Origin of the sequence: Kitasatospora sp. MAA19 (assembly GCF_029894125.1) — a bacterium.
In the GTDB taxonomy this organism is placed as follows: Bacteria; Actinomycetota; Actinomycetes; order Streptomycetales; family Streptomycetaceae; genus Kitasatospora.
On sequence record NZ_JARXYZ010000018.1, the window covers coordinates 56,231 to 70,141 of the forward strand.

A 13,911-nucleotide genomic window follows, 5' to 3' on the forward strand; every position below is an offset into this window, starting at 1 on the left:
AGTTCCCGCTGCCTTGGGCTCCTTGTCAGCCCGCACCGCTACTGTCTTCGCTCATGACCGCGTTACCCGAACATCAGCTCCGGGACCTCTTGGCGGAACAGCTGGACGTTCTCGAACCAGGACTGACCCTGGTCCGCTGCGAGTTTGCGCTGAGCGACGCGCCGCTCCGTGCGAGGGGTTGGATTGACATCCTCGCTCGCGATCGACACGGCCTGTGGGTAATCATCGAGTTGAAGCGTGCGACGTCCACGTCGCGTGAGGCGTTGCACGAGGTCGCGAAGTACGCTGAGCTGCTCCAGCGTGACAAGCAGGTCGCGCCTGACCGCATCCGTACCCTTATCGTGTCGACCGACTGGCGCGAACTGCTCGTGCCGGTCAGCAACATGGCCCGGGACTGGAACCATGACCTTCGCGGCTACGAACTCCAGGTACATGACGACCGGACACTGAGCGCAGAGCGCGTCGCGCTGCTTCCCTCGTCGCCGGAACAGTACGTCACGCCGGTGCATGGCATGTACCTCTACGCGACCCCCCAAGACCGCGACCGAGGATGGAGGCACATCCGGCAGATCGCTTCCGAGATCGGCGCGCCCAACCTACTTGCTGCCGACTTTGATCGCGTCAGCGCCAAGAACACCGTCATCGCGCACTACGGCCTGTACCTGGGCGTCGGCACCGTGGAGTGGGGGAACGCGTTGTCGGACTCCCCGGAGGCGGACGGGTACGCCGCGGAGCACCCAGCCGAATATGAGGCACTGTGCGAAATCAACGCTCGCGTTCGCTGCGTGGGAGTCGAGTCGGCTTACCCGGGGGTGCTGGGCACTCTCCTGGGCGATCCCAATTGGGACATCACCGGGTATCGGGGCACTGGAGCGTTCGCTCTGGACAACGGGGCGTATGAGGAACGCGACTGGCTGCTGATGCTGGTCGGTCACGATCGCGGGGACGGGCACTTCAAGTTCATAGGCTCCGCTAATCCCCGGATCACCAGCCGCTGGCGCTCCTTTGTGGACCAGGCCATGACCAGCCTCGGCGGCAACCCCGATTGGGAGATGCTCGTCCGAGCGTGGCTGGAGCGAGTTGCTCAGCAGCCAGGCGACATTGACGTCGTCTTGTGGATCCATAACCCGTGTGACCTCATTCAGACCATCATCTACGGATGGCCGGACGATCTGGCCCGGTGGCAGCCACGTATCAAAGCCGTCGCCCGCTTCCCTGACGGCAGCCGCTCCGTCGCCGAGGGCATGCTGTGTGCGAACAGCGCCGGTGGCGCACCAGGCTTCCACCACTACGCCCACGAGGTGTACCGCGATCCGGTCAACTGGATGACAACTCGATACAGCGGCACCACCTGGGTGAGTGACCTGGACCTGGTTCGCCGTCTCGGCCTGCGCTACATGTTCCTTGAGATCACCAGCGACCACACTCAGCCTCCAACCTCAGAAGATGAGCGCGGACTCTGGCTGGTCGAGGACGGGCAGGCGACCCGCTACTCGTCCAATGACCCGGAGTTCTTCCTGACCTGGCAGCTCAACACCCACAACGGGAAACTCGTGACCCTTCGAGAGTTCCTGACGACGTACCGCTACGAGGTCAACACACTCCGCATTGAGTACCGCGACTGCATAGACGTGAGGCGCTGATGCGCGCCCACCGCGATGTCGTCGCCGCCACCTTCCGCTGGAACGCCGCAGGTATGACCTGGCTGACCGCCGATCCTCACACCCAACTGGCGCGCCTGGTCGAACAGCACGAATAGCTCGCCGCGATCGACGCCTTCGCCCAGGCCCGCGAGAGCGCCGGCTCCCTGCTCGATGGGCACGGTCTGCGCATCCCGCCGACTACCCCGAACAGTGGGACGATCTCGTCCGGGCCATCAACGCGCTCGACCACCACTGGGAGGCTGATGCCGCCGATCGCGATCTCGCTGCTCGTGCAGGGAGCTGCGCGCCCACGCGACGCCCGGCCAGGCCGCGCTCGCCCTCGCGGACGCCCTGGGCGACCGTGACACCAACGCCTACGCGGCGGCCCTCCAGAGGTACTGACCGGCGGAAGCCAGCCCTCCGGCGAGAACGGCCGGCTCGCGGTGCACGTATGCGTCCTGGATCCCGTAAGCCGCGGCGGCGTGGAGACCCGCGTCCTCGTGGACGGCATGCCGGTGATCGCCGAAGCCTTCGACTGCGGCGTGGCACACAGCCCGGAACAGCTGCTCGGCACAGGCCAGCTCCAGGCGACCGAGGAGCCGAGGAGCAGAGGGAAGTACAACTCGCCGAAGCCTGGTGCACCGAGGGCTGCTGCGGCGCGCTGCATGTCACCATCATCCGCGACGGCGACACCGCGCTCTGGCACGACTGGCGCCGAGCACCGGCCCCGAAGTCCGAACCACCCCTGTATGAACTGCCCGGCCTCCGCTTCGACGCCGCCCAGTACGACGCTGAGATCACCCGCGCGAAGAACGACCACAGCTGGGAATGGCCAGCCCGCACGCTCGCCGGGCTGATCAGGCAACAACTGCGCCATCAGCCAGGGCGGTTGATCCGGCAGAGCTGCCAGCAGGGATGGATCGGCACGCACTATGCCCAACGCGACCGGGTCGAGCTGAGCTTCACATTTCCGGAGCGGCCGAGCTTCGACTCAGACAGCAGCCCCTGGGTGCAGTTCATCTGGAGCATCCCGGACAACGGAACCCCACCAGAGGAACAAGCGAACGCGGCCCTCAGACAGCTCGCCGTGGCGAGCCCTGCCACCTACGCGCGCCTCGCCGGCGGCAGCCGCGAGGCCGCAGAGACCCTCGGCTTCACGTGGCCACCGGAGCCCGACTGAACCCGACTTCCCGCCGCCGTCGGCTCCCAGCCCAGCTCCGTGGAGCTGGGGCCGACGGTGGGCATGGAATGTCTTATGGCGCACTGCTACGGTCCGACCATCTCCCGGTCGCGATCCGTTCGGCATGGTGATCGTGCGCTCTGGACGGCGTCACCACGGGCACCTGACGCCACGCCAGGAGCGCTGCCCCACCTTCAAACGAAGGCAGCACAGCTACCTCATCGCTGCCCAGCCCAGCTGCCACTTGGGGCTACGGGAACCTGCGGGCGCGCACTTGATCGACAGCAGATGCGTCAAGTGCGAACCCTCTAGCCGGAATCGCCGATCACAGCGAGCAACCATCTAGCCGATTGCAGTGATCAGCAAATCGGACATGCGGGATAATGAGCGCATACAGTCACCAGCGCGCAGCACCGAGCGGTCCCCAGCCCCGCCGTCGAACCGTGAAAACCGTGAGACGAATGTGAGAGGCAGGCCCCAGAACACGCCGAAGGCCGCTTCCTCGCGAACGAGAAAACGGCCTCTGACCTGACCATATGAGGGCCGGGCCCCCCTTCCCTGCTCATCCGGGCGGTGCCTATCGTCTGGGTATGTACACGGGCTCGGAAAGGAGGCCCTCAATGTCTGTCTACGTCGGTATCGACGTGCACCGCAAGAGGTCCCAGATCGCCGTGATCGACGAGGACGGTGCGGTGCGGGTCAACCGCAACGTCCCCGACGGCGTGGAGACGGTGCTCGGGGTCATCGGGGACCTGCCGATCGGCACCCCGGTCGCGTTCGAGGCCACCTACGGCTGGGGCTGGCTGGTCGAACTCCTGGAGGACTACGGATACCAGCCGCACCTGGTCCACCCGCTGCGGTGCAAGGCGATCGCCTCGGCCAGGCTGAAGAACGACAAGGTCGACGCCGCGATCCTGGGCCGGCTGCTGCGGGCCGACCTCCTGCCGGAGGCGTGGATCGCCCCGCTGGAGGTACGCCAGCAGCGGGCCCTGCTCCGCCACCGCTTCCAGCTGGTGCGGTTGCGGACGCTCATGCGCAACCGCGTCCACGCGGTCCTGGCCGACCTTGGCCACGACCGGCCCGGCAGCCCGGGAGGTCAGTAATTCCTCCGACATCACCACCGCGGTGCTGCTGCTGGCGGTCGGGCTCGCGGTCTCCCAGCTGGCGGCGCGCGTCCGGCGGTTGGAGGTCGTCGCCGTGACTGACGCCGGGTACCTCGCCCGGATCCGCGAGGCGGCGGTCGTGGCGCGCTCCAGGCCGGCGCCTGCGGTGGTGGACCACGTGCGCGCCGAGCTGGTCGGCCTGCTCGGTCTGCGCGGCTGCCGCTTCGAGCACGGCTCGCTGCTGGGGCACCCGCCGCGCCTGGAACAGGACGCCTCCATCGTCGTCGGGCGCAGGCAGCGGGCGACTAACGCGCTGGGGATGCCGGACGACGAGTTGGAGCTGAGGGCGTTCGCCGGCGGCCGGTACGTCGGCCGGTTCATGCTCGATGCCGTGCCCGGGAGCAGGCCCGGTCGGCAGGCGCTGGTGGTGGCGGTGACGCTCGCGGGACCAGGCCGGTGCCGCGCTGGAGTCGTCCAGCCGGCCGGTGAAGGCGGCCTGACCCGGGGCAGGGACCGAGCACCTGGAGGATCAGCGGGTGCCGAGGGCGGCTTCCTCGCGGTCGAGGTCGTGCTGCAGGCGGCGGCGGGTGGTGTCGCTGATGCGGTGTTCGTCGTAGAGGCGGTGCAGTTCGGTGTTCTGGACGGCGATGACCTTTGGCCGGTTCCCGGCACGGGACGCGGCTGCCGCGGCGGGCAGGGCCCGGAGGACGGTGCTGCTGTGGCTGGCACGGAAGCGACGGCGGTTGGCAGGGCGCTCGCCGGGGGATCCTGCGGTTCCCTGCACGGCGCGCGGGCGCGGATGGCATGATGTGCCCGCCATGTCTGCCTTCGTCCCCGGGGCGTCGCCCGCCCCGGCACCTCCCGCCTCGACCGGATTCCGCCTCCTGCGGGCCGTGCCGTTCGCGACGCTCTGCGTCGTGCTGGCCGCGGCCGGCCACGTGCTGGCTTCCGGTGCCGCGGTGTCGACCGGGATGGTGTTCCTGGGCTGGGTCCTGGCCCTGGGCGGGGCGGTCCTCGGGGCGCGGCGGGAGCGGTCGCTGGCCGCGATCACCGGTGGGCTGGCCGTCGGCCAGCTGGGCCTGCACCTCCTCTTCCATGCCGCGCAGACACCGTCGCGGGTCCCGGCGATGCCGAAGGCGGCGGGCATGGCCGAGATGATGGACATGCCGGGTATGCCCGGCATGGGGATGGTCGGCGGTGCTCACTCCCGGGCGGCGGCTGCGCAGCTCGCCGCGCCGCTCGTCGGCGGTTCCCACGCCTCCGCGGTGGCCGCGCCGCACGTCGCGTTGTGGTGCCATGCCTGGCTGCTCGGGCTGAGTCCCGCGATGTTCATCGGGCACCTCGCCGCCACGCTGGTGGCGGCATGGTGGTTGCGGCGGGGCGAGGCGGCCGTGTGGCGGTTGGTCCGTACTGCCGCCGAGGCGGTCTCGGCCGTGGCGCAGGCATGTGCCGCGAAGCTGCGTGCGGCCGTCGCACGGCTCGGCGGCGCACTGTCCGGCGGCATAGGAGACGGGCGGCGCCTGCTCTGCGCGTGGTTCGTGGGAGCGGGTGGCCGGTGGCGGCTCCCGGTGCCGGTCCTGCTGCGGCACTGCGTGATCAGGAGAGGTCCACCGGCGGTACGCACTGCCTGACCCGACGATCGAGCGCATTCGGCGCCCTCCGGCCGGGCGGCAGCTTCGCGCCCCTGATCACCTCGGCACACACGCCGTCACCGTCGGCGGACGATGGCTCCTGCCCGCGAGCAGGCCCTTTCGGCCCGGCCGTGCGCGTGCGTGCACGCTCCCACACGGAGAACACACAGCCATGAGACCGTCCTTCAAGAACCGCTTCGCCGCCGCCAGCGCCCTGGGCACCGCCGCCGTGCTGCTGGTCGCCGGACCGGCGTCCGCGCACGTCACCGTGCAGCCGTCCAGCGTGCCGAAGAACGCGACCGACCAGACCTTCGCGTTCCGGGTGCCGAACGAGAACGACAAGGCCAGCACGGTGAAGGTCGAGGTCGACTTCCCCGCCGACCACCCGATCCCCTCCGCCATGGTCGCCGCGGTGCCGGGCTGGACCGACCAGGTGCAGACCACCAAGCTCGCCACCCCGATCCACACCGACGACGGCGACATCACCGACGTGGTCTCGCAGATCGTCTGGACGGGCGGACAGATCGCCCCCGGCCACTACCAGGACTTCACCGTCGACCTCGGTGCGCTGCCCGACGGTACGGACAAGGTCGTCTTCAAGGCCCTCCAGACGTACAGCGACGGGAACACCGTGCGCTGGATCGAGGAGCCCCAGGACGGCCAGAAGGAGCCCGAGCACCCGGCCCCTGTGCTCAAGCTGACCGCCGCCACCGCCGCCACCGCCGCCACCAGCGGCGACGCCCCCGCTGCCGCGCCGAGCGCGAAGGCCGGCCCGGCCGAGCAGAGCACCGCGACGGCGAAGAACGGCGACAGCGACTCCACCGCCCGCGGCCTCGGTATCGCGGGCATCGTCGTCGGCGTCCTCGGCGCCGTCGCGGGCCTGGTGCTCGGCCGCCGCCGGGGTACCGGCAGCACCGGCACGTCGGCGTAGCGGCCAGGGCCGGTGCGGGATGTGCATGCGTCTCGCACCGGCCCCACCCGGCCATGGCACGTGGGCCGTCTCCTGCCATCGGCCCGGAACCGGGCAGCTGATGCTACGTTCGGTCGGAACGGGCTTGGCCTGCGGCCGTGTTCGGCTCGCGACGCCACGACTGCGGTGATGCCGCCGGGCGGTAGCACGATGGCGAGTCCGCGCCGCGACATGGTGCTTGGTGAGGCCGGTGATCGACGGCCTGGCTGCGGCGGCCTGTGCCGTGCCCCGGACTCGGGTCGCCGTGAACGGAGGGCTGTCAGGCAGCCGGGGCGGCCAGGGCGTCCAGAGCACCGCTCTTGGCCTGGGCGACGAGGTCGCGGAACTGCTCCTCGCTCATCTGCACCTGCTGCCCGAAGTCGTCGGTGATCCGCACACGCTTCTCCGCCGGAGCGGCTGGGTCCACAAACAGCTGCGGGCAGCCGCAGTTGCAGTTTCCGCAGAAGGTCGCGATCGGGTCCGTACTGGTGCCGTGCATCTGTGCCACCTCGGTCGCCTCTGGCGTGGGCGTACTTCTCCACCCCGGCGATGCCCGCAAGCGGAGTGTCCAAACCAACTCCCGGGCGCCGCAGGACCTGTGGGGTGGTGAGCCGTCGGTGCCTCTCGTTGGTGATCCGCCCGCGAACCGGGTGGCGTCGGACGCATGCGCCGACGAGGCGATCGCACTGACCCGATGCCTGAAACCGACGGCTGGGATCGTCCCGAGGCCGAGGACCAACCCTGGGATCCCGCCGAGACCGTGAGGGCCATGCCGGCAGAGGAAGCCGTCGGCCGGGATGCGACCGACCTTCGCACCTGACGCGTCCGCGCGGCGTACCTGTCCCGCAGGCCCTCGAGCATGCCGGGGATGCCCGGAATGATGGCGACCGGTGAGGGTTGATAGCGGTCAGGCGGCCGGAATTCCCCAGCGGCGGCCGGTCACGAGTCCCTGCCGGCGGCCACGTGGATCCGCATGGTCACCGTTCCGGTTGCTTTGCGTGGCCGGGCTCATGCGCAGCAGGCGCATCCGGGGGTGCATCTGCAAGTGTCGGTGGCGTCGGTTGGGGTCGCGCAGCAGCCCTTTCCCTGCCAGGTGTCGCGGCCTTCCTTGACCGCCACGGCGGCGATGACCAGGGCGCTGAGGGGGTCGGCCCAGGACCAGCCCAGGGCGGCGTTGGCGAGCAGTCCGGCCAGCAGCACCGCGGACAGGTAGGTGCACAGCAGAGTCTGCTTGGAGTCCGCGACCGCCGAGGCCGAGCCCAGTTCCCGCCCGGCCTTGCGCTGGGCGGCTGACAGAACGGGCATCACGAGCAGGGACATGGCGGCCAGCGCGATGCCGGGGATCGAGCGTTCTGCTTCCCCGGTGCCGGCCATGGTGCGGGCGGCGTCGACGGTGACGAGGCCGCCGAGCACGGTGACGGGCAGCTGGCGCGGCCTGCCCTGCGCGGTCATCTCTCACTCCTCCCGGATGTGCCGATTGAGTTGGTGCGAGGTCAGCTCGCCGTGCCGGGCCTGGTGCCGGCGAGTCCGTAGCGGCGCTGGAAGCGCTCGACTCGGCCGGCGGTGTCCAGGACGCGGGCGGTGCCGGTGTAGAAGGGGTGGCTGGCGGAGGAGATCTCGACGTCGATGACGGGGTAGGTGTTGCCGTCCTCCCAGCCGACGGTGTGGTTGCTGGTGGCGGTGGAGCGGGTGAGGAAGGCGAGGCCGCCGGCCTTGTCGCGGAAGACGACGGGGCGGTACTCGGGGTGGATGCCGGACTTCATGGTGATCTCCGGAGGGGTTGTGGGGAGGGGTCAGCGTTCTTCGCGGAACGGCACGTGCGTGCCGGCGACGGGGTCGTACTTGCGCAGGACCAGCCGGTCGGGGTCGTTGCGGCGGTTCTTGCGGGTGACGTAGGTGTAGCCGGTTCCTGCGGTGGAGCGGAGCTTGATGATCGGGCGCAGTTCGTTGCGGGCCATCGGTGTCCTTTCGGGCGTGTCGTGACGAGGCGGGTCTCACCCTAGCGTAATGGTTTTCGTTTTCATCTACTGTTAGTGTCGGGCCAACGTTCGCGGCGGGTTCGGCATTCCCGTCCGCCGCCGTCCTGACCGACACGGAGTCGCCATGTCCGCCCACTGTCAGCTCACCGGCCGAAAGCCCGGGTTCGGCAACGCCATCTCCCATTCGCACCGCCGTACCAGCCGCCGCTTCGGCCCCAACATCCAGGCCAAGCGCTACTGGCTGCCGAGCGAGAACCGGTTCGTCCGGCTGACGCTCAGCGCCAAGGGCATCAAGACCGTCGACAAGCTCGGCATTGAGAAGGCCGTCACCCGGCTGCGCGCCCGTGGGGAGAAGGTCTGATGGCCAAGCGCAGCAAGATCGCCAAGAACGAGCAGCGCCGCGTGATCGTCGCCCGCCATGCCGAGCGCCGCGCCGAGCTCAAGCGCCTGATCGCCGCCCCGGCGACCTCGCCCGAGGACCGCCTCGCCGCCCAGGCCGAGCTGCAGCGCCAGCCGCGCGACGCCAGCGCCACCCGGGTCCGCAACCGCGACGCGGTCGACGGCCGCCCCCGCGGCTACCTCCGCGCCTTCGGCCTCTCCCGGATCGGTCTGCGCGAGCAGGCACACGCCGGATTCCTCCCCGGAGTCCGCAAGGCCAGCTGGTAACACCCCACCCACAAGCCGGTCGCGTCCCGTGCCGCGCGATCTCTCCCGGGCCGCGTGGCCCGGGGCGTGACCCCCAAACTGTTCCGCCGGCTCACGCCGGTGCGGTGTCCTCAGGAAGGAAGAACCGGTGTCCCAACCCAGCCTGCTGCCAGTGGTGGTGGTCGGAGGGCTCCACGAGGCCGAGCGCCGCCAGGCCGTCCTGGAGCTCCTCGCCGACCACGAGGGCGCCGTGGTCCTGCACCACGACCTCACCCGTGCGGGCGAGGGCCGCGTGTACCGGGGAGTCTGGGACACGTCCGGTCCACTCGGCGGGGCGGACCTTCCGCTCACCAACGACTGCCCGTGCTGCGCGCTGCGCGAGGACCTGCTGCCCGAACTGCTGCGGATCGCCGAAGCCGGACGCCACCGCCTTGCGGTGGTGGAGCTGTGGGGCGGCAGCGACCCGAACCCGCTGGTCGAGGTCATCGCGGGCGGTGAGGTCGGCGACTGCTGCATGCACGAGGTGGTGGAGGTCGTCGGCGTGGTCACCGCCGTGGACCCGCTCAGGGCCGTCCCGGAACTCTCGGTCTCGGACGAACTCTCCGAGCACCACCTGCACACCTGCGCCGACGACGACCGCACGGTCGCCGAGGCGCTCGCCCACCAGATCGAGTACGCCGACGTGTTGGCCGTCTCCCACGCCGACCAGGCCGGCGGGACGCCCGAGTTGCACGCCGGCATCGCGATGCTGCGCCAGCTCCACCCGACCGCCCGCGCCGTACGGCTGGGCACCGGCGCACTCGTCCGCGCGGCGCTCGCGGGCTTCGACGTGGCAGCCGCGCGTGACCGGGTCAACCCGGCGCTGGCCCTGCTGCCGCAGGAGGCCGACGAAGCCGGGGTGGCCACGCTGGTGTGGGAGCGGCGCCGGCCGCTGCATCCGGCCCGGTTGCACGAGGCGCTGGAGCAGCTCGTCCCGGCCGCGCAGCGCAGCCGGGGCAGGTTCTGGCTCGCCAACCGCCCTGACCTGATGCTCGCCTGGGACGCGGCCGGGGCCAACCTCGCGGTGGAGGAATGCGGGCCGTGGCTGGTCTCGCTGCCGGATGCGGTGTGGGAGCTCTACCCGCCCGCGCGCCGGGCCGCCGCCGCCCTCGACTGGGACTCCGTCCACGGCGACCGGATCCAGCAACTGAGCTTCACCGCTGAGGGGTTGGACGTGGACGGGATCACCGGACTGCTCGACTCCTGCCTGCTCACCGATGCCGAACTCGCGGCCGGAGAGCCCGGTTGGAAAGCCATGCCGGACGCCTTCGAGGACCTGCTCGACCCGGTCGCCTGAACCTTCCGACCTGCACTGACCTGAAGGAGAGAACCCGCCGTGGCCAAGATCGCTGCCGCCCGCAAGGACCGCAGGCCTCGCCCCAACCCGCTGCACGAGGCCCGCATCACCTACATCGACTACAAGGACACCAATCTGCTGCGGAAGTTCATCTCCGACCGCGGAAAGATCCGCAGCCGCCGCGTCACCCGCCTCACCGTTCAGCAGCAGCGAGCGATGGCCAGGGCCATCAAGAACGCCCGCGAGATGGCGCTGCTCCCGTACGGCTCCGGCTCGCAGCAGGCCGCACGATGACCGAGCAGCTGCTGTCAGACCCGGCCGAGGTCCCCACCGAGATCCCGACCGACGTCAGGCTCCCCGTCACCGTTCTGTCCGGGTTCCTCGGTGCGGGCAAGACCACCCTGCTCAACCACCTCCTGAACAACCGGGAGGGCCTGCGGGTCGCGGTCATCGTCAACGACATGAGCGAGATCAACATCGACGCCGCGCTGGTTCGGGAGGGCGGAGGGGCCCTCTCCAGGACCGAGGAGCGCCTCGTCGAGATGACCAACGGCTGCATCTGCTGCACCCTGCGCGACGACCTGCTGGAGGAGGTCGACTGTCTGGCCCGGGCCGGACGCTTCGACTACCTGCTGATCGAGTCCAGCGGCATCTCCGAGCCGATGCCGGTCGCGGCCACCTTCGCCTTCTCCCGCGACGACGGCGCCACCCTCGGCGACGTCGCCCGCCTGGACACCATGGTCACCGTCGTCGACGCCGCGGGCTTCCTGCCCGAACTGCGCGGCGGCGACGAACTGACCGCACGCGGCCTGGACCAGTACGAGGACGACGAACGCACCGTCAGCGACCTGCTGATGGACCAGGTGGAGTTCGCCGACGTCCTCGTCCTCAACAAGACCGACCTGGTCGCCCTCGACGAAACCGACCGCCTCGCCGCCGCGCTCAGCCGCCTCAACCCCGCCGCCCGTATCGTGCGCGCGACCGGCGGCCGCGTCCCGCCCGCCGAACTCCTCGGCACCGGCCTCTTCGACCTCGCCAAGGCCCAGGAGGCCCCCGGCTGGGTTGCCGAACTCAACGGCGACCACGTGCCGGAGACCGAGGAGTACGGCATCACCAGCCTGGTCTTCCGCGCCGAACGCCCCTTCCACCCCGGCCGGCTCTGGGAGCTGGTGAGCGAGCGCCTCGACACGGGCGAGTTCGGCACGGTACTGCGCTCCAAGGGCTTCTTCTGGCTCGCCTCCCGGCTGGCCGTCACCGGTCTGTGGTCCCAGGCAGGCTCCGTCGCCCGCTTCGAACCCTCCGGCATGCGCTCAGCCGCGACCGGCCGGACCGGCCTCACCACGCTGACCGGACTGACCGACGAACAGGCGCACAGCGGCCAGGAACTCGTCTTCATCGGCACCGGGCTCCGCAAGGACGAACTGCGCGCCGCGCTCACCCACTGTCTCCTGGACGACGCCGAGCACGCGGCCGGACCGCGCGCCTGGACGGCCTTCGAGGACCCGTTCTCGGAGTGGGACGAGTACGCCCTCCAGGACGATCACGACCACCAGCACCTCAACTAGCCACCACCACAACACAGGAGGAAGCCCTCATGGCCGTACCCAAGCGGAAGATGTCCCGCAGCAACACCCGCCACCGCCGAGCCCAGTGGAAGGCGACCACGCCCCAGCTGGTACCGATCACCGTCGACGGCCGCGAGCACCTGGTACCGCGCAACCTGGTCCGCGCCTACGAGCGCGGTCTGCTGACATTCGAGTCCTGAAGCCCGCTGGGCGGTTGTCGGCCTGCCCCGTGGAAGGCGCGGCGGGCCGGCCGCACGTGGGCTCGGTCCGGCTCCTCGTCCGGGTGTCCGGATCCGGTGGGGCATCCCGGTAGGGGTTCTTCGGCTGGGGGATGACCGTCAGGCCGGTGGCGTCGAGCGCGGGCACCCGTGTTCCGGCGGCGGGCCGCCACACGCCGGTCACCGTGACCCAGGTGTTCGCCTGTGGGGTGCCGACGCCGTGGATCTCCACGTCCACCACCCGGGCGTCGGCGGCACAGCAACTGACGATGACCCGGCTGAGCTGCCACATTCCGCCGGGCTTGGGCGTGACGAATCCTTCGAGCCGGACGGTGCGGCCCTTGAGGGACTCCTTGTCGTCCCAGACGGCGCGGGTGGTGAAGTCGGTCAGCGAGAGGGCGAGGGTGCCCTGCGGGGGAAGCGGGGGGAAGTCGGCCCGCCTGGCGATCGCGCCGGACCCGTCGCGGGCGACGGTGTAGGAGCCGAGCGCCGGAGGGGCCGCGACGAGCAGCAGCACTGCGGGTACCGTCAGCAGCCAGGCGGTCCTCAGGCCCGAGCCGGCGTGCGCGTGTCCGTGTCCGTGGTCGTGGGGGTGGCCGTGGTCGTCGTCCTTGTCGTGTCCTGGGTGTCCGGTGTCGGCCTCGGCGGCGGTGCCGCGCAGACGGAGGAGGGCGTCGGCCACGCCCAGCAGGACGAGGACGGCGCCGCAGATGACGAGGAACGGCCGGAGCCCTTCCTTGACGTACCGGGCGATCAGCTTGAGGTCGACCATCGGCCCGACCACCATGAAGGCGAGCCGGGCGGTGGAGGAGAACCCGGCGAGCGAGGCCGCCACGAACGCGTCCGCCTCGGAGCAGATCGAGAGGATCACCGCCAGTCCGCCGAGCAGTGCCACCGACAGCCACGGGGAGCCCGCGAACGCGTGGAGGACCGAGGGCGGCATCGCGACGTTGAAGGTCGCCGCGGCCGCCGCGCCGAGGACCAGGAACCCGCCGGCGTGCAGGAAGTCGTGCTGCAGTCCGTGCCGGAAGGCGTCCACACGGTTGCCGCCTCCTTCGTGGTCCGCGGTGGCGGGTGGCAGTCGCAGCCACTCGGGGCGGCCCGCCCGGATCCACAGTCAGCCCATCATCATCGACGTGGCGAGGGAGGCGAGCAGCCGCGCGAGCACCATCTCCGGCCGGCCCGGGAAGGCGATCGAGGTCGCGACCAGCACGACCGGGTTGACGGCGGGTGCCGACAGCAGGAATGCCAGTGCTGCCGCGGGCGCCACGCCGCGCCGCATCAGACTGGCGGCGACCGGTACGGAGGCACACTCGCATCCCGGCAGGATCGCCCCCGCCACGCCCGCGACCGGCACGGCGAGCGCGGGGTTGCCCGGCAGCAGCCGGGAGAGGACCCGGGCCGGGACGAAGGCGCCGATCGCAGCCGACACCACCGTTCCGAGCAGCAGGAACGGCATCCCCTGGAGTGCCACGGCGACCAGCACGGTGCGCCAGGCCTGGAAGGCGGGGGCGTCGAGGCGGTCGAGGAGGTCGGGCACCACCACGAGTGCCGCCATGCCGATGATCGGGAGGCAGAAGCCGGCCACGACCAGGCCGACCACGATGCGCGCCAGCAGGCCCAGCCATCGGCCAGGGCCTGTCCGTTCGGGTTCATGGTCGT

General features: G+C 70.6%; 16 protein-coding genes and 1 pseudogene. 12 read left to right on the forward strand and 5 right to left on the reverse strand.

The genetic code is table 11. The features are described 5' to 3' along the window. The first annotated feature begins 53 nt into the window (after positions 1-53). The 6 genes from P3T27_RS25235 to P3T27_RS25260 all read left to right on the forward strand — a co-directional run bounded on the left by P3T27_RS25235 (position 54) and on the right by P3T27_RS25260 (position 6,488). Positions 54-1,643 carry an endonuclease NucS domain-containing protein gene (locus P3T27_RS25235; RefSeq protein ID WP_280682290.1) on the forward strand — a complete coding sequence of 530 codons (1,590 nt, stop codon included), beginning with the start codon at positions 54-56 and terminating at the stop codon, positions 1,641-1,643. Positions 1,644-2,532: 889 nt separating this feature from the next. Further along, positions 2,533-2,823, forward strand: a complete 291-nt coding sequence (locus P3T27_RS25240) for a hypothetical protein (RefSeq protein WP_280682292.1) — start codon at positions 2,533-2,535, stop codon at positions 2,821-2,823. 620 nt (positions 2,824-3,443) lie between these two features. Next, entirely contained in the window at positions 3,444-3,926 is a 483-nt protein-coding gene (locus tag P3T27_RS25245; RefSeq protein WP_280682294.1) for a transposase, read from the forward strand. Continuing rightward, a complete protein-coding gene (locus P3T27_RS25250) occupies positions 3,889-4,734 on the forward strand; it encodes a hypothetical protein (RefSeq protein WP_280682483.1) in 846 nt (281 codons plus the stop codon). The genes P3T27_RS25245 and P3T27_RS25250 overlap by 38 nt, the downstream gene beginning before the upstream one ends. Positions 4,735-4,843: 109 nt before the next feature. Then, positions 4,844-5,557: a hypothetical protein gene (locus P3T27_RS25255; protein WP_280682296.1), complete on the forward strand. Its 714-nt coding sequence runs from the start codon at positions 4,844-4,846 to the stop codon at positions 5,555-5,557. A gap of 172 nt (positions 5,558-5,729) precedes the next feature. Continuing rightward, the gene (locus tag P3T27_RS25260; protein ID WP_280682298.1) at positions 5,730-6,488 is read left to right on the forward strand and encodes a YcnI family protein; all 759 of its coding nucleotides are present in this window, start codon (positions 5,730-5,732) and stop codon (positions 6,486-6,488) included. Between the two features lie 298 nt (positions 6,489-6,786). On the opposite strand, the gene P3T27_RS25265 is transcribed toward P3T27_RS25260, so the two are convergent. From P3T27_RS25265 to rpmG, 4 genes are all read right to left on the reverse strand, one after another. Then, on the reverse strand, positions 6,787-7,005 hold the full coding sequence (locus P3T27_RS25265; protein WP_280682300.1) for a hypothetical protein: 219 nt from the start codon (positions 7,003-7,005) through the stop codon (positions 6,787-6,789). Between the two features lie 509 nt (positions 7,006-7,514). Beyond that, on the reverse strand, positions 7,515-7,958 hold the full coding sequence (locus P3T27_RS25270) for a cation transporter (protein ID WP_348534130.1): 444 nt from the start codon (positions 7,956-7,958) through the stop codon (positions 7,515-7,517). A 41-nt stretch (positions 7,959-7,999) separates the two neighbouring features. Further along, positions 8,000-8,269 carry a type B 50S ribosomal protein L31 gene (locus P3T27_RS25275; RefSeq protein WP_280682302.1) on the reverse strand — a complete coding sequence of 90 codons (270 nt, stop codon included), beginning with the start codon at positions 8,267-8,269 and terminating at the stop codon, positions 8,000-8,002. Positions 8,270-8,299: 30 nt separating this feature from the next. Further along, complete coding sequence (gene rpmG, locus P3T27_RS25280) at positions 8,300-8,464, reverse strand: 50S ribosomal protein L33 (RefSeq protein WP_280682304.1); 165 nt, start codon at positions 8,462-8,464, stop codon at positions 8,300-8,302. A 145-nt stretch (positions 8,465-8,609) separates the two neighbouring features. Between rpmG and rpmB the strand changes: the two genes are divergently transcribed. From rpmB to rpmF, 6 genes are all read left to right on the forward strand, one after another. Continuing rightward, complete coding sequence (gene rpmB / locus P3T27_RS25285; RefSeq protein WP_280682306.1) at positions 8,610-8,846, forward strand: 50S ribosomal protein L28; 237 nt, start codon at positions 8,610-8,612, stop codon at positions 8,844-8,846. Then, on the forward strand, positions 8,846-9,151 hold the full coding sequence (rpsN, locus tag P3T27_RS25290; RefSeq protein WP_280682308.1) for a 30S ribosomal protein S14: 306 nt from the start codon (positions 8,846-8,848) through the stop codon (positions 9,149-9,151). Before rpmB ends, rpsN begins: the two co-directional genes overlap by 1 nt. Before the next feature lie 127 nt (positions 9,152-9,278). After that, positions 9,279-10,466 (forward strand): GTP-binding protein, encoded by a 1,188-nt coding sequence (locus P3T27_RS25295; RefSeq protein ID WP_280682310.1) that lies wholly within the window; start codon positions 9,279-9,281, stop codon positions 10,464-10,466. Positions 10,467-10,505: 39 nt separating this feature from the next. Next, the gene (gene rpsR / locus P3T27_RS25300; protein ID WP_280682312.1) at positions 10,506-10,760 is read left to right on the forward strand and encodes a 30S ribosomal protein S18; all 255 of its coding nucleotides are present in this window, start codon (positions 10,506-10,508) and stop codon (positions 10,758-10,760) included. Further along, complete coding sequence (locus P3T27_RS25305; RefSeq protein ID WP_280682314.1) at positions 10,757-12,031, forward strand: GTP-binding protein; 1,275 nt, start codon at positions 10,757-10,759, stop codon at positions 12,029-12,031. The genes rpsR and P3T27_RS25305 overlap by 4 nt, the downstream gene beginning before the upstream one ends. Before the next feature lie 29 nt (positions 12,032-12,060). Then, positions 12,061-12,231, forward strand: coding sequence for a 50S ribosomal protein L32 (gene rpmF / locus P3T27_RS25310; protein ID WP_280682319.1), 171 nt, complete (start codon positions 12,061-12,063; stop codon positions 12,229-12,231). Here rpmF and P3T27_RS25315 read toward each other — a convergent pair. Continuing rightward, positions 12,149-13,807 (reverse strand): annotated as a pseudogene (locus P3T27_RS25315) (TIGR03943 family protein). The gene rpmF and the pseudogene P3T27_RS25315 overlap by 83 nt on opposite strands. Positions 13,808-13,911 lie beyond the last annotated feature (104 nt).

What these genes read in the sequence shown, in the direction of transcription:
- rpmB (WP_280682306.1), top strand. Translation starts at nt 8,610, where the DNA reads ATGTCCGCCCACTGTCAGCTCACCGGCCGAAAGCCCGGGTTCGGCAAC.
- rpmG (WP_280682304.1), bottom strand. Translation starts at nt 8,464, where the DNA reads ATGGCCCGCAACGAACTGCGCCCGATCATCAAGCTCCGCTCCACCGCA.
- P3T27_RS25275 (WP_280682302.1), bottom strand. Translation starts at nt 8,269, where the DNA reads ATGAAGTCCGGCATCCACCCCGAGTACCGCCCCGTCGTCTTCCGCGAC.
- P3T27_RS25270 (WP_348534130.1), bottom strand. Translation starts at nt 7,958, where the DNA reads ATGACCGCGCAGGGCAGGCCGCGCCAGCTGCCCGTCACCGTGCTCGGC.
- rpmF (WP_280682319.1), top strand. Translation starts at nt 12,061, where the DNA reads ATGGCCGTACCCAAGCGGAAGATGTCCCGCAGCAACACCCGCCACCGC.
- P3T27_RS25235 (WP_280682290.1), top strand. Translation starts at nt 54, where the DNA reads ATGACCGCGTTACCCGAACATCAGCTCCGGGACCTCTTGGCGGAACAG.
- rpsN (WP_280682308.1), top strand. Translation starts at nt 8,846, where the DNA reads ATGGCCAAGCGCAGCAAGATCGCCAAGAACGAGCAGCGCCGCGTGATC.
- P3T27_RS25265 (WP_280682300.1), bottom strand. Translation starts at nt 7,005, where the DNA reads ATGCACGGCACCAGTACGGACCCGATCGCGACCTTCTGCGGAAACTGC.
- P3T27_RS25260 (WP_280682298.1), top strand. Translation starts at nt 5,730, where the DNA reads ATGAGACCGTCCTTCAAGAACCGCTTCGCCGCCGCCAGCGCCCTGGGC.
- P3T27_RS25245 (WP_280682294.1), top strand. Translation starts at nt 3,444, where the DNA reads ATGTCTGTCTACGTCGGTATCGACGTGCACCGCAAGAGGTCCCAGATC.
- P3T27_RS25305 (WP_280682314.1), top strand. Translation starts at nt 10,757, where the DNA reads ATGACCGAGCAGCTGCTGTCAGACCCGGCCGAGGTCCCCACCGAGATC.